19 protein-coding genes are annotated in these 22,077 nt (G+C 71.1%); 10 read left to right on the top strand and 9 right to left on the bottom strand.

Annotated features, from left to right (window positions below; genetic code table 11):
* Positions 1-67: 67 nt before the first annotated feature.
* The gene (locus ABZ855_RS28665) at positions 68-1,021 is read left to right on the top strand and encodes an alpha/beta hydrolase fold domain-containing protein (protein WP_360811633.1); all 954 of its coding nucleotides are present in this window, start codon (positions 68-70) and stop codon (positions 1,019-1,021) included.
* Here ABZ855_RS28665 and ABZ855_RS28660 read toward each other — a convergent pair.
* Complete coding sequence (locus ABZ855_RS28660) at positions 1,008-2,045, bottom strand: RNA polymerase sigma-70 factor (RefSeq protein ID WP_360811631.1); 1,038 nt, start codon at positions 2,043-2,045, stop codon at positions 1,008-1,010. The genes ABZ855_RS28665 and ABZ855_RS28660 overlap by 14 nt on opposite strands.
* A 471-nt stretch (positions 2,046-2,516) precedes the next feature.
* Complete coding sequence (locus tag ABZ855_RS28655; RefSeq protein WP_360811629.1) at positions 2,517-3,716, bottom strand: FAD-dependent oxidoreductase; 1,200 nt, start codon at positions 3,714-3,716, stop codon at positions 2,517-2,519.
* Positions 3,717-4,070: 354 nt separating this feature from the next.
* Here ABZ855_RS28655 and ABZ855_RS28650 point away from each other — a divergent pair, with 354 nt between their 5' ends.
* A complete protein-coding gene (locus ABZ855_RS28650; protein WP_360811627.1) occupies positions 4,071-6,146 on the top strand; it encodes a discoidin domain-containing protein in 2,076 nt (691 codons plus the stop codon).
* A gap of 22 nt (positions 6,147-6,168) precedes the next feature.
* Positions 6,169-6,762 (top strand): TetR/AcrR family transcriptional regulator, encoded by a 594-nt coding sequence (locus tag ABZ855_RS28645; RefSeq protein ID WP_360811625.1) that lies wholly within the window; start codon positions 6,169-6,171, stop codon positions 6,760-6,762.
* Between the two features lie 43 nt (positions 6,763-6,805).
* Here ABZ855_RS28645 and ABZ855_RS28640 read toward each other — a convergent pair whose 3' ends face one another.
* The 3 genes from ABZ855_RS28640 to ABZ855_RS28630 all read right to left on the bottom strand — a co-directional run bounded on the left by ABZ855_RS28640 (position 6,806) and on the right by ABZ855_RS28630 (position 9,746).
* Complete coding sequence (locus tag ABZ855_RS28640; protein ID WP_360811623.1) at positions 6,806-7,450, bottom strand: NAD(P)H-dependent oxidoreductase; 645 nt, start codon at positions 7,448-7,450, stop codon at positions 6,806-6,808.
* Between the two features lie 86 nt (positions 7,451-7,536).
* Positions 7,537-8,970 (bottom strand): HAMP domain-containing sensor histidine kinase, encoded by a 1,434-nt coding sequence (locus tag ABZ855_RS28635; RefSeq protein ID WP_360811836.1) that lies wholly within the window; start codon positions 8,968-8,970, stop codon positions 7,537-7,539.
* A gap of 77 nt (positions 8,971-9,047) precedes the next feature.
* Positions 9,048-9,746, bottom strand: a complete 699-nt coding sequence (locus ABZ855_RS28630; protein WP_319210367.1) for a response regulator transcription factor — start codon at positions 9,744-9,746, stop codon at positions 9,048-9,050.
* A 151-nt stretch (positions 9,747-9,897) separates the two neighbouring features.
* Here ABZ855_RS28630 and ABZ855_RS28625 point away from each other — a divergent pair, with 151 nt between their 5' ends.
* Genes ABZ855_RS28625 through ABZ855_RS28615 form a run of 3 tightly spaced genes read left to right on the top strand, consistent with a single transcriptional unit; the run spans position 9,898 to position 12,702 of the window.
* On the top strand, positions 9,898-11,235 hold the full coding sequence (locus tag ABZ855_RS28625; RefSeq protein WP_360811621.1) for a ferric reductase-like transmembrane domain-containing protein: 1,338 nt from the start codon (positions 9,898-9,900) through the stop codon (positions 11,233-11,235).
* Between the two features lie 10 nt (positions 11,236-11,245).
* Complete coding sequence (locus ABZ855_RS28620) at positions 11,246-11,974, top strand: FMN-binding protein (protein WP_360811619.1); 729 nt, start codon at positions 11,246-11,248, stop codon at positions 11,972-11,974.
* A gap of 5 nt (positions 11,975-11,979) precedes the next feature.
* Positions 11,980-12,702 (top strand): FAD:protein FMN transferase, encoded by a 723-nt coding sequence (locus ABZ855_RS28615; RefSeq protein WP_360811617.1) that lies wholly within the window; start codon positions 11,980-11,982, stop codon positions 12,700-12,702.
* A gap of 99 nt (positions 12,703-12,801) precedes the next feature.
* On the opposite strand, the gene ABZ855_RS28610 is transcribed toward ABZ855_RS28615, so the two are convergent.
* The 3 genes from ABZ855_RS28610 to ABZ855_RS28600 form a co-directional block, all read right to left on the bottom strand.
* Positions 12,802-13,431, bottom strand: a complete 630-nt coding sequence (locus ABZ855_RS28610) for an MBL fold metallo-hydrolase (RefSeq protein WP_360811616.1) — start codon at positions 13,429-13,431, stop codon at positions 12,802-12,804.
* Positions 13,431-14,516, bottom strand: a complete 1,086-nt coding sequence (locus ABZ855_RS28605) for an S-(hydroxymethyl)mycothiol dehydrogenase (protein WP_360811834.1) — start codon at positions 14,514-14,516, stop codon at positions 13,431-13,433. Before ABZ855_RS28605 ends, ABZ855_RS28610 begins: the two co-directional genes overlap by 1 nt.
* Positions 14,517-14,722: 206 nt before the next feature.
* Positions 14,723-15,319 carry a transketolase gene (locus tag ABZ855_RS28600; RefSeq protein ID WP_360811614.1) on the bottom strand — a complete coding sequence of 199 codons (597 nt, stop codon included), beginning with the start codon at positions 15,317-15,319 and terminating at the stop codon, positions 14,723-14,725.
* A 270-nt stretch (positions 15,320-15,589) separates the two neighbouring features.
* On the opposite strand from ABZ855_RS28600, the gene ABZ855_RS28595 reads away from it, so the two are divergent.
* From ABZ855_RS28595 to ABZ855_RS28580, 4 genes are read left to right on the top strand one after another with little or no spacing between them, the layout of a single operon-like run.
* On the top strand, positions 15,590-16,360 hold the full coding sequence (locus ABZ855_RS28595) for an isopentenyl transferase family protein (protein WP_360811612.1): 771 nt from the start codon (positions 15,590-15,592) through the stop codon (positions 16,358-16,360).
* On the top strand, positions 16,357-17,721 hold the full coding sequence (locus tag ABZ855_RS28590; RefSeq protein ID WP_360811610.1) for an FAD-binding protein: 1,365 nt from the start codon (positions 16,357-16,359) through the stop codon (positions 17,719-17,721). The genes ABZ855_RS28595 and ABZ855_RS28590 overlap by 4 nt, the downstream gene beginning before the upstream one ends.
* Positions 17,718-19,274 carry a TIGR00730 family Rossman fold protein gene (locus ABZ855_RS28585; RefSeq protein WP_360811608.1) on the top strand — a complete coding sequence of 519 codons (1,557 nt, stop codon included), beginning with the start codon at positions 17,718-17,720 and terminating at the stop codon, positions 19,272-19,274. The genes ABZ855_RS28590 and ABZ855_RS28585 overlap by 4 nt, the downstream gene beginning before the upstream one ends.
* Before the next feature lie 36 nt (positions 19,275-19,310).
* The gene (locus tag ABZ855_RS28580; RefSeq protein ID WP_360811606.1) at positions 19,311-21,071 is read left to right on the top strand and encodes an ABC transporter ATP-binding protein; all 1,761 of its coding nucleotides are present in this window, start codon (positions 19,311-19,313) and stop codon (positions 21,069-21,071) included.
* 22 nt (positions 21,072-21,093) lie between these two features.
* Here the strand turns inward: ABZ855_RS28580 and ABZ855_RS28575 are convergent, their stop codons facing one another.
* Positions 21,094-21,939, bottom strand: coding sequence for a (2Fe-2S)-binding protein (locus tag ABZ855_RS28575; RefSeq protein ID WP_360811604.1), 846 nt, complete (start codon positions 21,937-21,939; stop codon positions 21,094-21,096).
* Positions 21,940-22,077 lie beyond the last annotated feature (138 nt).

Raw genomic sequence — 22,077 nt, 5'->3', positions numbered from 1 at the left:
CGGTCGTGTTGAATGACACCCTGTCGATCGACAGGATTCCTGGCATAGCCCGACCGAACGGAACCGCATGTCCCTCCTGGCCAGGCCTGCGGTGGCCTCCCTCATCGCCAAGACGATGCAGCGTGTCCTCACACTGGCGGACCGTCGGTCCGGCGGGCCGGGTTCCGCCGCCGCGGCCCATGCCCGCCTGCCCGAGTTCCCGCGTGCGACGAGCGAGTTGACGGTCCCGACGTCGGTCGCCCCGGCCCGGGTCGTGGTCTACCGTCCCCCGGCCGAGGACACCGACGACGCGGCCCCACCGGTCCACGTCAACTTCCACGGCGGCGGGTTCATCATGGCGCTGACGGAGTCGGACGACGCCTTCTGCCGTGCCGTCGCGGCGCTGGCGGGCGTGGTGGTCGTCAACGTCGACTACGTCGTCGCCCCGCAGTACCCGTTCCCGGCCCCGCCCCGGCAGTCGTACGAGGTGGTCCGGTGGATCGCCGAGAACGGGGCCGCGCACGGCTGGGACGGCACCCGGCTCACCGTGGGCGGGCAGAGCGCCGGCGGTGGTCTCGCGGCGGCCGTGGCCCGCCAGGCCCTGGAGGAGCAGGGCCCCGCCATCGCCCTCCAGGTCCTGCACTACCCGCCGCTCGACCTGGCGACCGCCGCGAAGGACAAGCGGGCGGCCATAGCCAAGCCGATGCTGCGCCCATGGATGGGTGAGGTGTTCGACAGCGCGTACGTGCCCGACCCGAGCCGGCGCACCGACCGCCTGGTCTCCCCCGCCCACCCGAAGGAGACCGCGGACCTCAAGGGCATCACCCCGGCCCTGATCATCACGGCCGCCCACGACCGGCTCCGGGCGGAGGGCCTGCGGTACGCCGAGCGGCTCCGCCAGGTGGGCTCGCTGGTGGAGCACCATGACGTGGCGGGGGTCGACCACGGCTACGACCTGAACGACGACGAGCGGGGCCGGGAGATCTACGCCTTCGTCTCCCGGCACATCCGGCAGGCCACGGCCGACGTCAGCGCAGGGTGAGCGGGGTCTCCGTCTCGGCGCGGGTCAGTTTCTCGGGGTTGCGCACGTAGTAGAGGCCGGTGACGCGCGCGTCCTCGACGCGCATCGCCAGGATCCCGTCGAGCACACCGCCCAGGCTTACGCGGAGTGCGAAGCCGCCGTTGACCTCGGTGGGGGCGACGGTGACCGGGCTCGTGTTCTTGCCGAGGGCACCGACCAGGAAGCGGGCCACCTTCTCGGCGCCGCTGATCGGCCGCAGCGCGGCCTGCTTGATGCCGCCACCGTCGTTCACCATGACGACGTCGGGGGCCAGTACGGCGAGGAGGGTCTGCGGGTCCCCGGTCTCCAGTACGCGCTGGAACGATTCCAGGACGGCCCGGCTCTCGTCCGGGGACACCGAGTGGCGGGGGCGCCGGGCGTCGACGTGCCGGCGGGCACGGTGGGCGATCTGGCGGACGGCCGCGGGGCTCTTGTCCACGGCGGCGGCGATCTCGTCGTAGCCGGTGTCGAAGACCTCGCGGAGGACGAACACGGCGCGTTCGGTCGGCGACAGGGTTTCGAGGACGAGCATCAGGGCCATCGAGATGCTCTCGGCGAGTTCGACGTCCTCGGCCACGTCGGGCGCGGTGAGCAGCGGCTCCGGCAGCCACTCGCCGACGTAGGCCTCCTTGCGGCGGCTCATCGTGCGCAGCCGGTTGAGGGCCTGCCGGGTCGTGATGCGGACCAGATAGGCACGCTGGTCGTTCACCTGCCCGAGGTCGACCTTGACCCAGCGCAGCCAGGTCTCCTGAAGAACGTCCTCGGCATCGGCCGCCGACCCGAGCATCTCGTAGGCGACCGTGAAGAGCAGGTTGCGGTGCGCGATGAAGGTGTCGGTCGCCGGGTCGGTGGAGGGGGTGGGGGTGGGGGAACCGGGTTCAGGGGTGGCTGGTGCAGTGGCCCCAGGCTCGGGGGTCGCGGGTGCAGTGGCCCCAGGCTCGGGGGTCGCGGGTGCAGTGGCCCCAGGTTCGGGGGCGGGTGCAGTGGTGGGGGGTTCGGGAGGCATGATTTCAGGAGTTGCGGGTTCGGAGGGCATGAGTTCGAGGGACCTTGGTGCCGGGGCCGCGGGCTCGGCGGCTGCGGACTCGGGGACCGCAGGCACAGCGGCTGCGGACTCGGGGACCGCAGGCTCAGCAGTCGCGGGCTCGGGGGCCGCCGACTCGGGAGCCCCAGGCGCGGAGGCCCCAGGCGCGGGGTCCGCCGGCGCGGGAACCCCAGGCGCGGGAGCCACAGGCGCGGAGGCCCCAGGCTCGGGAGCCGCAGACTCGGGAGCCCCAGGCTCGGAGGCCGGCGGCTCGGGAGCCGCAGGCTCGCTCATGTTTCCGCCCCTGTCCGGCGTGGGCCGCGGCCCCGTCTGCCGACGGTTCTGGTTCTTGGGCGTGCTTCCACCAGGGTCCCTCTTCTTTTCCTTGACAGCGTTCGATCAATAGCGGCGGGACACTGCCCGGCGTCCCGCCGTGACACACCGGGCAGCGTCTCAGGCCGCTCGCTCGGTGGCGGCAGGCTCCTGGGCGAGCACGGCCTTGACGCGCTGCCCACGCGTGGCGTCCTTGGACCACCACGTACGCGCACCGGGCTTGCGCGCCTCGTACGACAGCTGCCAGGGGATGCCCTTGCAGATGAGCTCCTTGATCTTCGCGCCCGACCAGCCACCGAGGTAGTACTTCCTGACGCTGTCGTCCTTCTCGGCGAGCTGGAAGACACCCCCGTGCCGCCCCAGGCTGATGCACTGGGCGACGAACCCCACGTCGACGGACGCGGGCTGCTCACCCGCGATCCGGCTCAGTACCGTCTGCGCGGCCTGCGGGCCCAGTTGGACCGCCGCCTGGCAGCTCATCCGGTACGGCAGGTCCGAAGGTGCGGCCGAGTCCCCGGCCGCGACGATGCGCTCGTCGTCGACGCTCGTCAGGGTCTCGTCGGTGAGCAGCCGGCCCAGGGCGTCGGTGCGCAGCGCACTGCGCGCGGCCAGGTCCGGCACGCCGAACCCGACGGTCCAGACCGTCACCGCGCTCGGCAGCTCGCGCCCGTCGGCGAGCCGCACAGCGTCTCCGGTCACCGCCGTCACCTTCGTGTCCGGGCCGTCGAGGACACTCACCCCGAGCGCGGTGAGCTGCTTGGCCACCGAGCGGCGTGCTCGCGGATGCAGCGACGGGCCGAGCAGTCCCCCGCACACCAGGGTCACGGTGCGGCCCTGTTCGGCGAGCTCGGCCGCGGTCTCGATACCGGTCGCCCCCGCCCCGACCACCGTCACCGGAGCCCCGGCGGGGGCGGCGTCGAGGGCCGGCCGCAGTCGCTGTGCCTCCTCCAGGCCGGCGATCGGGTAGGCGAACTCGGCGGCGCCCGGCACGCGCGGGTCGGCGCTGCCGCTGCCCACCGCGTAGACCAGGTAGTCGTAGGCGACCGTGCCTCCGCCGGCGAGCGTCACGGCGCGTCCGGCCGCGTCGATCTCCGTCACGGTGTCCACCATCAGCCGGACGTTCTCGGCGAGGAGCTTGCCGTAGTCGGCGAGCGCGTCGTGGGTGCCGGCCACGAGTTGGTGCAGGCGGATGCGGTCGACGAAGGTGGGGCGGGGGTTGATCAGGGTGACGGTGATGTCGGTGCGCTGTGTCAGGCGGTTGGCGGCCATGACTCCGGCGTAGCCGCCGCCTATCACGATCACATCGGTGTTCCCGCTCATGGTGTCTCCTCCGTTTGGGCTGTGCGACGGGGTCCCCTCGAAGGGGGTTCGGCCTTAAGACACCGGGCGGCTCGGGGTTGTGACAGGTGTTCCCGGATTTTTTTCGGCCCCGCCGCCCCTACCCGTCCCATCACTGGGGGCTGCCGCCCCCAGACCCCCGCTTCGGCCTGAACGGCCTCGTCCTCAAACGCCGGACGGGCTGAGAGGGCGGGCCCGGGCCGTAAGGTGCGGCGGCCGGGCTGAAGGAGCGCCTATCAGGTCAAGCGTCCCGGACTATTGACTCCGTCACCCTGCTGTAGCGATCCTCGTCACGTAGTTGCACGTGTCATGACAACCTTTTGTGCGAGGACGTGAATGATGACCGAGCCCCCTTTTCCGCCTCGCCCGCCTCGCGGACGCAGCCCTCTGGCCGTGGTGTCCCTGCTGCTCGCCGTGCTGGCGCTGACGCTCGGTACCGGGCCCAGCTCGGCGGCCGGCACCGACTGGTGGACGCCTACCGCCCGGCCTGCGCCCGACTCCCAGATCAATGTCACGGGTGAGCCCTTCAAAGGCACCAACTCCCAGGGCGAGGTACAGGGGTTCGTCGACGCGCACAACCACCTGTTCTCCAACGAGGCGTTCGGCGGACGGCTCATCTGCGGAAAGGTGTTCTCCACCAGCGGGATCGCCGACGCCCTCAAGGACTGTCCCGAGCACTACCCCGACGGCACCTTCGCGGTGTTCGACTACATCACCCACGGCGGTGACGGCAAGCACGACCCGGTCGGCTACCCGACGTTCAAGGACTGGCCCGCGTACGACTCGCTGACCCACCAGGCGAACTACTACGCCTGGATCGAGCGGGCCTGGCGCGGCGGTCAGCGGGTGCTGGTCAACGACCTGGTCACCAACGGCGTGATCTGCTCGGTCTACTTCTTCAAGGACCGCAGCTGCGACGAGATGACCTCGATCCGCCTCCAGGCGAAACTGACGTACCAGCTCCAGGACTTCATCGACGCGCAGTACGGCGGCACCGGCAAGGGCTGGTTCCGGATCGTCACCGACAGCGCGCAGGCCCGCGAGGTGATCAAGCAGGGCAAGCTGGCGGTCGTGCTGGGCGTCGAGACGTCCGAGCCCTTCGGCTGCAAGCAGATCCTGGACATCGCGCAGTGCGGCAAGGCCGACATCGACAAGGGCCTCGACGAGCTGTACGACCTGGGTGTGCGCAGCATGTTCCTGTGCCACAAGTTCGACAACGCGCTGTGCGGGGTGCGCTTCGACGAGGGCGGTCTCGGTACGGCGATCAACGTCGGCCAGTTCCTGTCGACCGGCACCTTCTGGCAGACGGAGAAGTGCGCGGGCGCGATGCACGACAACCCCATCGGCGGTGCGACGGCGACCAACGCGACCGAGGAGCTGCCGGAGGGCACCGAGCTGCCGACGTACCCCTCGGACGCCCAGTGCAACAAGCGCGGGCTCACCGATCTCGGCGAGTACGCGGTGCGCGGCATGATGAAGCGCAAGATGATGCTCGAGATCGACCACATGGGCGTCAAGGCCGCCGGCCAGGCTATGGACATCTTCGCGGCGGAGGCCTACCCGGGCGTTCTCTCCTCGCACAGTTGGATGGACCTCAACTGGACCGACCGGGTCTACGGTCTCGGCGGGTTCATCGCCCAGTACATGCACTCCTCCAAGGAGTTCGTCGCGGAGGCCGCGCGCACCGACGCCCTGCGCACCAAGTACAACAAGGGGTACGGCTACGGCACCGACTTCAACGGCATCGGTGACCACCCCGCCCCGCGCGGCACCAACACCGGTACGGCGGTGACGTACCCCTTCACCAGTGTCGACGGCGGTTCGGTGATCAACCGGCAGACCACGGGTTCGCGCACCTGGGACATCAACACGGACGGTGCCGCGCACGTCGGCCTGATCCCGGACTGGATCCAGGACATCCGGCAGGTCGGCGGCGCCGACGCGGTGGGTGACCTGTTCCGGGGCGCGGAGTCCTACCTCGACACCTGGGGGGCCTCGGAGGCCCACAAGGCCGGGGTGAACCTCGCCAAGGGCGTGTCCGCGACGGCCAGTTCGTCGGAGTCGAACCCCGTCACCAGCTACCAGCCCGGCCGCGCCGTGGACGGCGACGCGGGCAGCCGCTGGGCCAGCGACTGGAGCGACGACCAGTGGCTGCAGCTCGACCTCGGTTCGACGAACCTGGTCAAGCGGGTCACCCTCGACTGGGAGAGGGCGTTCGGCAAGTCGTACCGCATCGAGCTCTCGACCGACGGCACGACCTGGCACACCGCGTGGTCCACGACCGTCGGCGACGGCGGCCTGGACACGGCGCAGTTCGCGGGAACACCGGCCCGCTATGTGCGCGTCCACGGACTGGATCGGGGCACGGACTGGGGATACTCACTCTACGAAGTGGGTGTCTACGGCACCTGAGTTCCGTATCTAGGGGGAGTTCATGGCACGCAAGCCGTCGGCCGAGCGACGCCGGCAGCTGACCGAGGCGGCCATCCGCGCGATGACCCGGGACGGCGTCCCCAGGACGACGACCCGGTCCATCGCGGCCGAGGCGGGCGTGTCACTGAGCGTCTTCCACTACTGCTTCGACTCCAAGCAGGCCCTGATCGAGTCGGTCATCACGACGATCATGGATCACACGGTGGGGGTGGTGCGTGCGGCGATCCAGCCGCAGGCCACCCTCCAGGAGACGATCCGGGCGGGCTTCAGGGCGTACTGGGACCATGTGGTGGCCCATCCCGGCGAGCACATGCTGACCTACGAACTCACCCAGTACGCCCTGCGCGAGCCGGAGTTCGCGCATCTGGCGCGTCGGCAGTACACGCTGTACACCGACACGTACGCCGAACTGCTGGAGCAGCTGCGCGAGAGCATGGGCTTCGAACTGAGCGTGCCCGTACCGGTGTTGGCCGGTTATCTGGCCGCGATGACGGACGGGCTGACGCTCAACTTCCTTGCCCTCGGCGACGAGAAGGCCAGCGGGGACATCATCGACACGGTCACCGACCATGTGGCCGCCCTGGTGAAGGAGTAGCCCGCGCCGGAGGAGCGGCCCGGGCTCTCTCCTGGGTCAGCCTCTACCGGGTTACCGCCAGCAGCCGTTCGGCGTACTCCGTGAGGTACTCCTCCCGCTGTTTCGCCGACGCCTCCCCGGGGGCCCGGGCGACGAACGGCGGGAGGACGTCGAAGCCCAGGCAGCGCAGGACGCCGTGGTGGACGGGCCACAGGACGCGGTCCAGGTCGTCGTCCGTGCTGTCGGGGTCGTACAGGCCCGTCGGGGTGCCCGTGGTCGTGCAGACCAGCGCGCGTCTGCCCTTCAGCGGGCCGGTGCCGTAGGCGCGTCCCTCTCCGTAGGCGAAGCCGCGGGCCATCGTGCGGTCGATCCAGCCCTTGAGGATGGCCGGCATCCCGGACCACCAGAGCGGGAAGTGGAGGATCAGCAGATCGCACCGGGCGACCTTCTCCTGTTCCGCGAGGATGTCGGGCGGGGTCTCCCGCGCCGCCGTCACGCGTTCCTGTTCGACGGCCACGTCCAGGAAGTCCGGGTCGGTCCAGACTCCGGGGAAGTCCTCGGCGTCGACGGTGGCCTTCCAGCCGAGCCGGTACAGGTCGCTGACCACGACCTCGTGCCCGGCCCGCTTCAGGACCTCCACGGCTCTGACCTTCAACGCGCCGTTGAATGAGCAGAGTTCGGGGTGGGCGAAAACGATCAGTACGTTCACAGTGGGGGGTCTCCTCAGATCGTCCGTGCCGAGCCGTTCGGACCGAGTCGTTCTGTTCGCGTTGCTTTTCCCAGGCTTTCGGCTGTTCAGGTGTTCAGCGGGCGGTCCGTTCTGTCGAGCGGGATGCGCAGGGTGAAGGCGGTGGAGCCGGGGCCGCTGGTCACGTCGAGGGATCCGCCGTGCGCCCGGGCCAGGGAGAGCGCGACGGCGAGGCCCAGGCCGCTGCCGCCGCGGTCGCGGCTGCGGGCCTTGTCGACGCGGTAGAAGCGGTCGAAGACCCGGTCCCTGTCGGCGGCCGGGATGCCGGGGCCCGCGTCGGCGACCCGGACCACCGCGTAGTTGTGGGCACTGTTGTCGCCGCCCGCGCCGCCGCTCTCACTGTGGCCGGTGTGCTCCACCATCACGTCCACGGACACCGCTGTTCCGGCGGGCGTGTGCACGGCCGCGTTGGTCAGCAGGTTGTCCAGAACCTGCCGGACGCGCAGCGGGTCGAGGCGCAGCCGCAGTTCCTTCGGCGCGGCGGTCAGCGTCAGCGGATGGGCCGGGTGGCCCGCGCGGAAGGCGTCCGCCGCCTGGGCCGCCAGTTCCACCAGGTCGGTGTCCTCCAGGCGCAGCGGTGCCTCGACCTGGGCGGCGTCCAGCCGGGCGAGGAGCAGCAGGTCGTCGAGGAGGACGCCCATCCGGGCCGCCTCGGCGCGCAGCCGGGCCAGGTGCTTCTCCCGTTCGCCCGGCTCGTTGGCGGCGGCGTACTGGAAGAGGTCCGCGTAGCCCCGTACCGACATCAAAGGGGTGCGCAGCTCGTGCGAGGCGTCGGCGACGAAGCGGCGCAGGCGCTGTTCGGCCTGCGTGCGCACGGCGAGGGAGTCGTCGATGTGTTCGAGCATGGTGTTGAACGCGGTGCGCAGTTCCTCGACCTCGGGGCCGCCGTTGCCCCGGTCGGCGCGTACGGGGAGCCGGGCGGAGTCGGTGAAGTCGTGCGAGGTGATGCCGCGGGCCGTGTGGGCCATGTCACTGAGGGGTCTCAGGCCGCGCCGCAGCACCGCGCGGCCGAGGATCACGAGGCCGAGCAGCGCGAGCGCGAAGGCGACGACCTGGACCGTGACCAGCCGGTCCATCGTGTCCTCTATGTCGTCCATGGGTGCCGCGGTGACGAGGACGATCCCGTCCTCGACCTCGCAGGCGCGCAGCCGGTAGGCCTCCCCGTCGATGCGCGCGGTGCGCAGGACGGGGTCGGTGCCGGAGGCCCGCAGGGTCGCGGCGGTGGCGAGGAGCTGGGCGGAGTCCGTCGGCACGTCGGCCGGCTGTCGCAGGACCGGCTGGGGGCCGGACACCGCGTACGAGGCGGTGTACCAGCCCCAGTACGGCTTGCCCTGCACGCTGCCGTATGCCTCGACGTCCTTGGACTGGCTCGTCTGGACGAGCGCCATCTGGTCGCTGAGCTGGCGTACCAGGTACTCCCGCATGTACATCGAGAGCGACGCGCCGACGACGGCGAAGACGCCCAGCGCGAGGACGCCCATACCGAGTGCCAGCCGCGTGCCCAGCCGCAGCCGGCGGTAGTGCTCCCGGCAGCGGCGGATCGCCTGGACCACGCGCTTCACTCGCCGACCTGCCGGACCACGTAGCCGACGCCGCGCACGGTGTGGATCAGCGGCTCGTCGTGCTGGTCGGGGTCGTCGAGCTTGCGGCGCAGCCGGCTGACGACCAGTTCCACGACGTTGGACCGGCCGCCGAAGCCGTACTCCCAGACATGGTCGAGGATCTGCGCCTTGGTGAGCACGGTCGGCGACTTGCGCATCAGGTAGCGCAGCACCTCGTACTCGGTGGGGGTGAGGGTGAGCCGTTTGTCGCCGCGGCGGACCTCGCGGGTGTCCTCGTCCATGGTCAGGTCGGCCACCTGGAGCACGGACCGCTGGAAGGCGGGGCCCGCGCTGCGGCGCAGCACGGTCCGCAGCCGGGCCATCAGCTCCTCCACGGCGAAAGGTTTCACCAGGTAGTCGTCGCCGCCCCGGGTGAGTCCGGCGACACGGTCGGCGACTCCGTCGCGGGCGGTGAGGAAGACCACGGGCACCATCGTGCCCGACAGCCGCAGCCGGTCGAGCACGGCGAAGCCGTCGAGGCCGGGCAGCATCAGGTCGAGCACCACGATGTCGGGGCGGAACTCGGCGGCCCTGCTCAGCGCGTCCTCGCCGGAGTACGCGGTGACCGCCTCCCAGCCCTCGTAGCGGGCGACGGTCGCGACCAGGTCGGCGATGGGCGGATCATCGTCCACGACTAGAAGTCGTACTTTTTCCACGTGCTCATACTGCTGCACGCCGCCCGCGACGCCACACCTCCCTCCCCTTCCTGCGCACGATCGATAAGAACTTGAAAGTCCAACGACAGGTGAATGACAGCTACGGTCGGTCATGCTCGGTGTCCCAGGACCCGATCAAGGAGCACCATCCGTGACGACCGTCCAATCGCCTCCCGCGCCCCCCACGGCGATACGACCCAAAGTGGTGGCCCGCACCGGCCTGTACGCCGTGCTGGCCGCCAATGTGGCCGTCGTGACCGTCTTCTTCGCCCAGGCGGGCTTCGCCTCGAACGCGCTGATCGTGCTGGGCCGCCTCGCCGGCCTGTACGGCGCGCTCTTCATGGCCTTCCAGCTGGTCCTGGTGGCGCGGCTGCCGTGGCTCGACCACCGCATCGGCATGGACCGGCTGACCTCCTGGCACCGCTGGGTCGGCTTCGGACTGCTGTGGACGCTGCTGGCCCACGCGGTGTTCATCACCTTCGGCTACGCCGAGGGGACGTCAATGGGCCCGATCGACGAGCTGGTGGAGCTGGCCGAGACCACCGAGGGTGTGCTGCGCGCGATCGTCGCCCTGGCCCTGATCATGATCATCGGCGCGGTCTCCGCACGCTACGCCCGCCGCCGCCTCGCGTACGAGACCTGGCACTTCATCCACCTGTACACGTATGTGGCGGTGGTCCTGGCGTTCACCCACCAGGTCGGGGTCGGTACGACGTTCACCTCGTCGCCCGCCGCCACCACGTACTGGTGGGCCCTGTGGGGCGTGGCCCTCGGTTCGGTGTTCCTGGGCCGGGTGGTGCTGCCGCTGCGCAAGAACCTCCGCCACCAGCTGCGCGTCTCGGCGGTCGTCCCCGAGGCCGACAACGTCGTGTCGATCTACATGACGGGCCGCGACCTCGACAAGCTGCCCGCCCGCGCCGGCCAGTTCTTCCTGTGGCGGTTCCTCACCAAGGACCGCTGGTGGCAGGCGAACCCGTTCTCGCTGTCGGCCGCGCCCGACGGCAAGTCGCTGCGGCTGACCGCGAAGGTGGCCGGCGACGGCACCGCCGCCCTCCGCCACATCCCGGTCGGCACCCGTGTCTTCGCCGAGGGCCCGTACGGCGCCTTCACCGCGATGCACCGCACCCGGCCGGAGTCCGTCCTCATCGCGGGCGGCGTGGGCGTCACGCCCATCCGCGCGCTCCTGGAGGAGATCCAGGGCCACGCGGTGGTCATCTACCGGGTGGCCAGGGACCAGGACGCCGTCCTGTACGAGGAGCTGCGGGACATCGCCCATGCCAAGGGCGCCGAGCTGCACCTGGTGAGCGGGCCCGTCGTCCCCGACCTGCTGGCCCCGGCCGAGCTGGCCGCGCTGGTGCCGGACATCACGGAGCGGGACGTCTTCCTGTGCGGCCCGCCGCCCATGATGAACGCGGTGCTGCGCAACCTGCGGGAACTGGGCGTGCCCAAGTCGCAGACCCATTTCGAGCGCTTCAGCCTGGCCGGATAAGAGGAACGTCGTGAAACGAGCACTGCCTGTACTGGTCCTGAGCGTGGCGGGCCTGGTCCCCGTCTGGCTCTACGAACCGTCCCTGGGCATCACGTCCTCGGCGGCCTCGACCCCGTCCACCTCGTCGTCGTCCTCCTCATCGGGGTCCGGCGGTTCGTCGTCCAACGTCTTCACCGGTCCCACCGTGAACACCGAGAAGGGCGACGTCCAGGTCGAGGTGACGTTCGCGGGCTCGAAGATCTCCTCGGTACGGATGCTGAAGCAGCCGAACCACCCGCAGACCACGGCCGCCGTGCCGGTCCTCATCAAGGAGACGCTCGCGGCGCAGAGCGCCGACATCGACACCGTCTCCGGCGCCACCATCACCAGCGGCGCCTACAAGGAGTCCTTGCAGGCCGCCATCGACGCCCGGGCCGACTCCGCCGCTTCGGCCCCGTCGCCCGCCGCGTCCACCCCGTCGTCCGGGGCCGCCGCCTCCGCGTCCAAGGTCGTGTCCGGGACCGCCGTGGACACGGAGAAGGGCACCGTGCAGGTCGAGGTGACCTTCGAGGGCGACAAGATCGCTTCCGTGAAGATGCTCCAGCAGCCGAACCACCCGCAGACCACGGCCGCCGTCCCGGTCCTGATCTCGGAGACCCTGGCCGCGCAGAGCGCCGACATCGACACCGTCTCCGGCGCCACCATCACCAGCGGCGGCTACCGGGAGTCCCTCCAGGCCGCCATCGACGCGAAGGGCTGAGCGGGATGCGGCGCGTCGAACACATCATGGGGTTCCCGATCTCGCTGCTGATCGAGGACGAGAGCCCTCCGACGGGGGCGGCGGACGCCGTGTTCGCCTGGCTCCACGAGGTCGACGCGCGCTTCAGCCCCTTCAAGGCCGACAGCGAGGTGTCCCGCCTGGACCGGGGCGAGCTGGGGTACGGCGAGCTGAGCGCGGACCTCACCGAGGTGCTCGGCCTGTGCGAGGAGTACCGGGTCGCGACCCAGGGCGCCTTCGACGTACGGCTGCCCGGGCGGGGCCTCGATCCGTGCGCCATGGTGAAGGGCTGGGCGGTGCAGCGGGCCGCGGAGCGGCTGGAGGCGGCGGGCGTACGGACGTACTGCCTGAATGCCGGCGGTGACGTGGCCGCCGCCGGGCGCCCCTGGCGGGTGGGGGTACGGCATCCCGAGCACGCCGACCAGCTGTGCGCCGTGCTGGAGCTCACCGAGGGGGGTGTGGCGACCTCCGCCCGCTATGAGCGGGGCGACCACATCCTCGACGGCCGCACCGGCCGGCCGGCGACCGGGCTGCTGAGCCTGACCGTCGTCGCGCCCACGCTCACCGAGGCGGACGCCACGGCGACGGCGGCGTTCGCGATGGGCGCGGAGGGCATCGACTGGGCGGCCGCCCGCAAGGGCTGCGAGGTGTTCGCGGTCGACGCCGACCGCCAGGTCTTCCGCACCCCGGGACTGCCGGTCGCCGCCTGACCGAACGCACTCGTTCGCCGTGTACGTCCGTGTGGGCGCCCTCCGTCTCGGCGGTGGGCGCCCAAACAGGCGTGTCCGGGTCCGTGGCCGTCGGTGGCGTCAGTGGCCGCGGGCGATCCAGTCCTCCAGGCTCGGCGCCTCGGCCCCGATGGTGGTGGAGTCACCGTGCCCGGTGAGGACCTTCGTCCCGGCCGGAAGGGCGAGCAGCCTGTCCCGGATCGAGTCGATGATCGTCGGGAAGTGGGAGTAGGAGCGGCCGGTGGCACCCGGGCCGCCGTTGAAGAGGGTGTCGCCCGTGAACACGGTGCCGAGCCCCTGGACGTAAAGGCAGACCGCGCCCGGGGCATGGCCCGGCGTGTGCAGGACCGTCAGCTCGATCCCGGCGACCGCCAGCACCTGGCCGTCGGTCAGCGTCGCGTCGGGGTCCCGGTCGGGGTGCGTCTGCTTCCACAGCGGCAGGTCGTCGCCGTGGAGCAGGATCGGGGCGCCGGTGCGCGCGGCCAGTGCGGGAGCGGCGTCGATGTGGTCGTTGTGGGCGTGGGTGCACACGATGGCGGTCAGGCGCCGGTCGCCGACGGCCGTCGCGATGGCGTCGGCGTCATGGGCGGCGTCGATGACGATCACCTCGTGGTCGTCGCCGACGATCCACACGTTGTTGTCGACGTCCCAGGTGCCGCCGTCGAGGCTGAACTGCCCGGAGGTGACGAGGTGTTCGATGCGGGCGGCCATCAGAGCACCACCACGGAACGCAGTACGTCGCCGCCGTGCATCCGCTCGAACGCCTTCTCCACCTCGTCGAGTTGGATGGTCTCCGTCACGAACTTGGCGAGGTCCAGGCGGCCTTGAAGGTGCAGGTCGATGAGCATGGGGAAGTCGCGGGAGGGCAGGCAGTCGCCGTACCAGGACGACTTCAGCGAGCCGCCGCGCCCGAAGACGTCGATCAGCGGCAGCTCGAGCTTCATCTCCGGCGTCGGCACCCCGACCAGGACCACCGTCCCGGCGAGGTCACGGGCGTAGAAGGCCTGCTTGTACGTCTCCGGGCGGCCCACCGCCTCGATGACCACGTCGGCACCGAAGCCGCCGGTCAGTTCCTGGATCGCCTCGACGGGGTCGGTCTCCTTGGAGTTGACCGTGTGGGTGGCGCCCATCGTGCGGGCGGTGGCCAGCTTCCGGTCGTCGATGTCGACGGCGATGATCTTCGCGGCTCCCGCGAGGTTGGCCCCGGCGATCGCCGCGTCGCCCACCCCGCCGCAGCCGATGACGGCCACCGTGTCACCGCGACCGACGTTCCCGGTGTTGATGGCGGCGCCGATACCGGCCATCACACCGCAGCCGAGCAGCCCGGCGACGGCAGCGGAGACCGACGGGTCGACCTTGGTGCACTGGCCGGCCGCGACGAGGGTCTTCTCGGCGAAGGCGCCGATACCGAGGGCGGGAGAGAGCTCGGTGCCGTCGAGCAGGGTCATCTTCTGCTTGGCGTTGTGCGTGTTGAAGCAGTACCAGGGGCGGCCACGCAGACACGCCCGACAATTCCCGCACACGGCACGCCAGTTGAGGATCACGAAGTCCCCGGGAGCCACATCGGTGACCCCCTCCCCCACCGACTCCACCACACCAGCGGCCTCATGGCCGAGCAGGAAGGGGAACTCGTCGTTGATCCCGCCCTGCTTGTAGTGCAGGTCCGTGTGGCACACCCCGCACGCCTGGATCTGGACGACGGCCTCGCCCGGACCGGGGTCCGGCACGACGATCGTCTCGACCCGCACCGGTTCGTTCTTGCCCGGTGCGATCACGCCGCGTACTTGCTGCGCCATGGTGCTGAACCCTTCCATCGGCCAATGTTCGGTTCTTCGCTCCGACCCTACGTGCGACCGATCGGTAACGGCACGTCCACGGCGGAGCCCGCCGCGTGGCGTGGCGGGTGCCCGCCACGCTCGGCGGGGCGGGCGGCGGGCACGGGCGGTCCGTGCCGCCGAGCGGCGCGTTCGCGGGGCTCGGCGAGCAGCCGCCGACGCGGGCGTCAGCGCATGAATTCCCTTACCGCCCGGGCGAGTTCGGCCTCGTCGAGGCCGTCCGGGCCACCGAGGGCCAGCAGCCGGTGCGGTACGTGGACGAGCGTGCCGGCGATGTGATGGGCCGAGGTGCCGCGCGGGCAGGGCTCCACCAGGATGACGTCGGCGTGCTCCGCGGCGAGCACGGCGGTGCGCAGCCCGACCTCGTCGAAGGGGCGGACGACGGCCGTGTAGAGGACGGCGAGGTCCAGCCCGGCCGTGGCCCGCAGCACCGGGTCGAGCGTGGCACCCACCGCGAGCACCACGCCGGCGCCTCCTTCCCGGACGAGCACGAAGCCATCGGTCGCACCGCGCCGCGGTTCGGCATTGGACTCGGCGGACACATGGATGTACGCGCGCTCGGCGCGCGTGGTGGCGGCCAGTACGGACTGCCGCGCCTCCTCCGCGTGGCCCGGGACGTACACGGTCCAGTCGGGACGGGTGGCGAACCTGGCGAGTTCCTCCGGCACACCGAAGCCGACGAGGACCTGAGTGTCCGGGCGGACCTCGTCACGCCCCGGGAGCGGCAGGGCGTCAGCGGCGGCGAGCAGCATGTCGGAATGCACGGAGTCCTCCTGGGTAAGAGCCTGATGCACAGCATGAGGAATTCATTAAAATAAGGGGTTTCCCGCCCCAGCCTCCTGTTGCGGATTCCCTGGGATTCTCCCACTCAAGCAGCCTTTTCCAGCCTTTAACAACTGCGGGAAAATGTGGTTGTTTCTTTGCCCTGACCAGGCGGGCAGCTGGTGTTGACCCGTGTCACGTCGTGCTTTTCTTGTCCGTGCTCAGCAGCGGTTTCATGGAAACGAGTCGCACGGATCGGGAGGGAAGCGCCGATGGCCGGTATCCCGGAGGACTGCACGAATCGTCCTTTTGTTCATCTGATCGCGGGGCCGACGGGGGCGGGCAAGAGTGCCGCGGCCAACGATCTGGCCCGGGCCACCGGAGCCCCGGTCGTCGTCGCCGACCGGCTCCAGTGCTTCACCGACCTGGCCACCACCAGCGCTCGCGCCGGCGGCGAGGCCCCGGATGTACGGCGGTACTGGCTCGCGGACCGGACCGTCCCCGACGGCGACCTCGGCGCGGTCGCGGCCGCCGACTCCCTGTTCGACCTGGTCGAACAACTGGGCGCGCGACACCGGTTGGTGATCGTCGAGGGCGGTTCGATCTCCCTGCTGAAGGTACTGGCCGAGCGCTGCGCCGCGCTCCCCTGGCAGCTGTCGGTACAGGTGCTGCCGCTGCCCGCGTACGGCGACTACGTCGAGGCCCTCACCCGCAGGGCGCTGACGATGCTCGCTCCACCGGCCCCCGACCGCAGCCTGCTGGAGGAGCTGGCCGAGCTCTGGGCCGATCCCCGGCAACGGCGTTTCGCGGCGTCCGTGAACGGCTTCGAGGCCGTTCTCGAATGCTGCGCGAAGTACGCACTGGATGTAGAGACCATTCACAAACAGGAACTGCCCGATCCGATACGGTCGCGGATGGCCTCTCTCATCGCCCTGCGGCATGCGGAGCACGGCATTCTGCAGAGTCGCGTGTTCACCGAAACTTTCGAAAAACAGGTACCGGGGCCCGTATTCGATCCGAGTGTGCTGGAGCGTGCCGCGTGAAGAAAGCAACCGGCGTCATTACCCGGCCGGATTCCCTGTATCCGTTCCCGGAGTTCACCGCGGACGCGGGCCCGGCCGCCGGCGACTTCGGGCACATCGTCGGTTCACGGCCGCTGGGCGTGTTCGCGCCCCCGTCCGTGGCCGCTCTGCGGGACTTCGTCGCCCTGGTCGGCCCCCGGGGTCTGCCCGTCACCGCACGGGGCGGCGGGTACTCCGTATACGGCCAGGGGCAGGCGGAGGGCGGGTACGTCGTCGATCTGAGCGCCCTGGACGAGGTGCGCTGTACGTCGGCAACGCGGACGCTGACCGCCGGAGCCGGCGCGAGCTGGAGCGAGGTGGTCCGCGCCGCCCTCGCCGAAGGGCTCACCCCGCCCGTGCTCCCCGACCATCTCGGCGGCAGCGTCGGCGGACTGCTGAGCACCGGCGGCCTGGGCGGATCGAGTCACCGGCACGGCCTGGTCGCCGACCACGTGCGGGAGTTGGAGGTGGTCACCGGCGCCGGTGACCTGGTGACCTGCTCGCGCGAGCGCCACCCGGACCTCTTCGACGCCGTACTGGCGGGACTCGGTCAGTGCGCGGTGATCGTAAGCGCCACCCTCGAACTGGTCCCCGCACCCGCCCTGGTCCGTCGCTTCCGCCTCTACCACCACTCCCCCGGCACCTTCTTCGCCGACCAGCGCGCGCTGGCCCGCGACGACCGCTTCAGCCATGTGTGCGGCCAGGCACGGCCCGCGCTCGGCGGCACCTGGGACTACATGCTCGAGGCGGTGGCCCCGCACACCGGCCAACTGCCCTGCGACGACATCCTGTTGACCGGCGGGCTCGCACACGACCGCAACACCGAGGAGATCGAGAACCTCTCGTACGAGGAGTTCGTGCGGCGCATGGACCGTGACGAGCGGATCCTGCGCACCACGGGCGAGTGGCAGCGCCCGCATCCCTGGCTCACGCTGCTCCTCCCGGAGGAGGCCGCCGCCGACTTCGTCCCGACGGTGCTGGCCGACCACGCGCAGAGCGGTCTGCGCGCCTGCGGAGTGGTCCAGCTGCGTCCGCTCATCTCCCGGACGCTGCGTGCCCCGCTGCTGCGCAGGCCGTCCGGCGAACTCCTGTGCCTGCTCTCCCTGATGCGCACGGCGCCGCCGGGCGCCCCCGAGAACGTACGGGAGGCTGTCGCCGCCAACCGTGCGCTGTACGAGCGGGCACGCGAGCTCGGCGGGGTCCTGCACCCGACCAGCGCGCTGCCGATGACCTGCGGGGATTGGCGGACGCACTTCGGCCCGGCCTGGGAGACCCTCGCCCGCGCGAAGGAGCGCTACGACCCGTACTCCGTCCTCACCCGGGGGTACGGACTGTGGCCGTGACCTCTGTCACCGTCTTCTGTGGTGCCTCCCCCGGGCACCACCCCGCCCACCGGGAGATCGCCGCCGAGCTGGGCCACGCCCTCGCGAAGGCGGGCCTGCGTCTCGTCTACGGCGGCGCCCGCACCGGCCTCATGGGCGCCCTCGCGGACGCCGCGCTGGACGACGGCGGCACCGTGACCGGAGTCGTACCGCGCCGGCTGCTGCCGTACGAGATCGCGCACGAGGGGCTCAGCGAGCTGGAGGTCGTGGCCGACATCCATGAACGCAAGGCGCGCATGGCGGAGTTGGGCGACGCGTTCGTGGCGCTGCCGGGCGGGCTCGGTACGGCGGAGGAGTTGCTGGAGGCGCTGGCCTGGGCGCAGCTGCGCATTCACCGCAAGCCGTGTCTGCTGCTCGATCCGTGCGGCTTCTATCGTCCGCTGCTGGCCTTCCTCGAGCACGCGCGGGACGAGGGGTTTCTGCATCCCGGGGACCTGGAACGGATCGTCGTGTGTACGTCGGCGGAGGAGGTCGTCGAGCAACTCAACGGGTCTGATCGCCGGTTGACCGACGAGGCGGCTTCGGAGGGGGCAACTTCCCAGGCCCCGACGGCTTTTCGTGGGCGGACCGCGTTCCTGTTCTCGGGTGCGGGGTCGCAGCGGCCGGGGATGGGGCGTGAACTCCATGACCGCTTCCCCGTGTTCGCTGCGACGCTGGAAGAGGTGTGCGCGGGGCTCGACCCCTATCTGGACGTGCCACTGCTGGACGTGATGTTCGCCGAGGCCGGGACGCGGACGGCGGCTCTGCTGGACCGGATGGCTTTCGGCAATCCGGCGATCTTCGCCCTCCAGGTCGCGCAGTACCGGCTGCTGGAGAGCTGGGGTGTGCGTCCGGACGTCCTCTTCGGTTACTCGGCCGGGCGGATGGCCGCCGCCCATGCCGCCGGGGTGTTCTCCCTCGCGGACGGCTGCCGTGCGGTGGGCGCCCTGTCGCGGCTCATGGGTTCACTGCCGAGCGGAGGCGCGATGGCGGCGCTCGAGGTGTCCCCGGAGGAGTTCCGCGCGCGGCCCGGTGTGGTGGTCGCCGCGGTCAACGGGCCCCGGGCGGTGGTGGTTTCGGGCGACCGGGACGCGGTGCGTGCCGTACGGGAGGAGTGGGAGGCACGCGGCCGGCGGACGGGGGCGCTGCGCACCGATGTGGCCGCGCACTCGGCGTGGCTGGACCCGGTCCTCGACGATTACCGGCGCACCCTGGGGACGCTGGACCTGCGGGCCCCGCGCCTGCCCCTCGTCTCCGACATCTCGGGGAAGCCGGTCGGCGGCGAGGCCGCGACGCCGGAGTTCTGGGTGCGGGAGCTGCGCGAGCCGGTCCGCTTCGCCGATGCCGCCGACCTGTTGGCGCGGGACGGGGTGGGCACGTATCTCGAACTCGGCCCGGGCGAGGTGCTGGCCGGGCTGCTCGACGGCTGTCTGCCGGACGACGGCCCGGCACCCCTCGTGCTGGCGACGGCCCGGGACTGGCGGACGCTGCGCCGGCAGGTAGGGGCACCGCACCTCCCCACGCCGTCGACGTAGGGTGAATGCCCACCCCGACTGCCTTCGAGGAGCGCCGTGAGCATCGCAGAGCCGAACGCCGGTCCGCCGCCCGCCTGGCGGCTGCTCCTCGGCTACGTACGGCCGCACCGCTGGACCCTGCTGGTGGGCGCCCTGCTGTCGCTGGCCACGGGTGCCGCAGGGCTGGCGCTGCCGCTGGTCGCGCGGGGGCTCATCGACGACCTGTCCCACGACCGGACGATCACCGGGGCGCTGCTGCTGATGTCGGCGCTCGTCGTCGCCAACGCGGCACTGGGCGCGCTCGGTTCGTACGTGCTGCGGCGCACGGCCGAGTCGGTGGTGCTCGGCGCCAGACGGGCGCTGTCCTCCTATCTGCTGCGGCTGCGGATTCCGGCCGTGGACAAGACCGAGCCCGGCGATCTGATGGCCCGGGTCACCTCGGACACGACTCTGCTGCGGGAGGTCACGACCGACTCGCTGGTCGGCCTCGGCACCGGCGGTCTCACCCTGGTGGCGACGGTCGTGATGATGGGCCTGGTGGACCCGGTGCTGCTGGGCGTCACCCTCGCCGTGATCGTGGGGGCGGGAACCGTGCTCGGGGTGATCGTCCCGCGTATCAACAAGGCGAGCCGTCGGGCGCAGGACGCGGTCGGTGTCATGGGCGCCTCGCTGGAACGGGTCCTGGGCGCGCTGCGCACGATCAAGGCGTCCGGCGCGGAGCACCGGGAGGAGGAGCGGCTGCACGCGGCGGCCGAGGAGTCGTGGCGGCAGAGTGTGAGCGCCGCGAAGTGGTCGGCGGCGGCGGGCAACACGGCAGGTCTCGCGATGCAGATCGCCTTCATCACGGTGCTCGCGGTGGGCGGCGCGCGCGTCGCCACGGGCGCGGTCGAGGTCGGCACGCTGGTCGCGTTCCTGCTCTACGTCTTCTATCTGATGTCGCCGATCCAGCAGGTCGTCGGCGCGATCACCCAGTACCAGACGGGCGCCGCGGCCCTCACCCGTATCCAGGAGGCTCTCGCCCTGCCCGCCGAACCCGCGGCGGCCCACCCCGTGCCGCTCCCGGCCCCCGACGCCGAACCGGCGGCCCTCGCCTTCGAGGAGGTCCGCTTCCGCTACGCCGACGACCTTCCCTACGTCCACCACGGGGTGACGTTCGCCGTGCCGCCCCGGGGCATGACGGCGTTCGTCGGCCCGTCCGGCGCGGGCAAGACCACCGTCTTCTCGCTCATCGAGCGCTTCTACGACCCCGAGTCCGGTGTCATCACGCTCGACGGCCGGGACACCGCCGACTGGGAACTGACCGAACTGCGTTCCGCGATCGGCTATGTCGAGCAGGACGCGCCCGTCCTGTCGGGCTCGCTGCGCGACAACCTGCTCCTCGGCAGCCCGGAGGCGGACGAGGACGCGGTCACGCACGTCGTGAAGACGACCCGGCTCGACGGTCTGGTGGCGCGGTTGCCGCGCGGGCTCGACACGCTGGTCGGGCATCGCGGCACCAAGTTGTCGGGCGGCGAGCGCCAACGGGTGGCCATCGCACGCGCGTTGCTGCGCCGCCCCCGGCTGCTTCTGCTGGACGAGGCGACCTCGCAGCTCGACGCGGTGAACGAGGCGGCGCTGCGCGACACGGTCGCGGATGTCGCCCGTACGACCACGGTCCTGGTCGTCGCCCACCGGCTGTCGACGGTCACGATGGCGGACCGGATCGTGGTGATGGACGCGGGGCGCGTGCGTGCGGTGGGCACACACCGCGAACTCGTCGCGGGGGACCCGCTGTACGCCGAGCTGGCGGCGACGCAGTTCCTGGCGACGGCCGGCTGAGGGTACGCGGCTCGGCCGGCGCTCAGCTCTCCAGCCTGCGCAGCCGTTCCGTGTCGCAGGTGCGGGGGCAGGTGAGGCAGGCCTCGTCCGGGCGGATCGTGTAGTAGAGACAGCAGCCGGCCCGGGTGCGGGTCGGGTGGCTGTGCCCGGCGGTGTCGGTGAGGTGGCGGAATCCGGCGCCTCCGGGGTACGGGGAGACGGCGGAGGGCAGCAGTTCGGTGGCCGCGCGGACGGCGTCGTCCTCCTGGCCGAGCACCCGCCCGAGGTACCAGATCCCGGAGACGAGGTCGTCGGAGACCATGCCCCACAGGGCACGTGATCCCCGGCGGGCGACCGGGCCCAGCGCGGTGAGCAGCGGGGCCATGTGGTCGGCGACGGCGGAGCGCAACTCGGCGCGCAGCGCCTCCTCGTGCGGGAGGACCGTGACTCCGGGGAGGCCGGCGGCGGGGTCGCCGGGCAGACAGGACAGGGCGGATCCCGGTGTGATCCTGTACACGCCGGTGGGGAGGTCCAATCGGACATCCTCGGGCCGGATGCGCGGCACGCGCCGCTCCAGGTACCAGACGCCGCTCATCAGCAGGCTCACCGACCAGGCGTAGTCGTGCAGAGCGCGGGACGCGGCGACATGGGGGCGGGCGGTGTGCGCGTAGCGCTCCTGGATCCGCGCCGACTCGGCCCCGACGAAGGCATCGAGGGTTTCCTGACGAGCCGTCAACTCAGCTGCTGTGAAACCCCCTTGAACGCCCGGCGCGTCCGGTGCCACCACCTCCGCGGTGAGCACCTCGCAGACCTCGGTGAGCCGCTTGTAGGCGCCGCCGAGGACGAGCGCGACGGCGGCGGTCGGCGTGGTCTCCAGGGTGACGCTCATCGGTACTCCTGCACAGAGGGGCCCCCAGATAGGGTTAGATAAGGCTTACCTTACTAGCAAGATCGCAAGGCGGTAACCGGGCATGCCCTCATCTCGACGATCAAGGACCGTGCACGTCACAGGCCCTTCACGGCTGGT

The sequence above is a fragment of the Streptomyces sp. NPDC047042 genome (assembly GCF_040644035.1).
In the GTDB taxonomy this organism is placed as follows: Bacteria; Actinomycetota; Actinomycetes; order Streptomycetales; family Streptomycetaceae; genus Streptomyces.
This window is presented reverse-complemented; position numbering and strand designations above follow the sequence as displayed.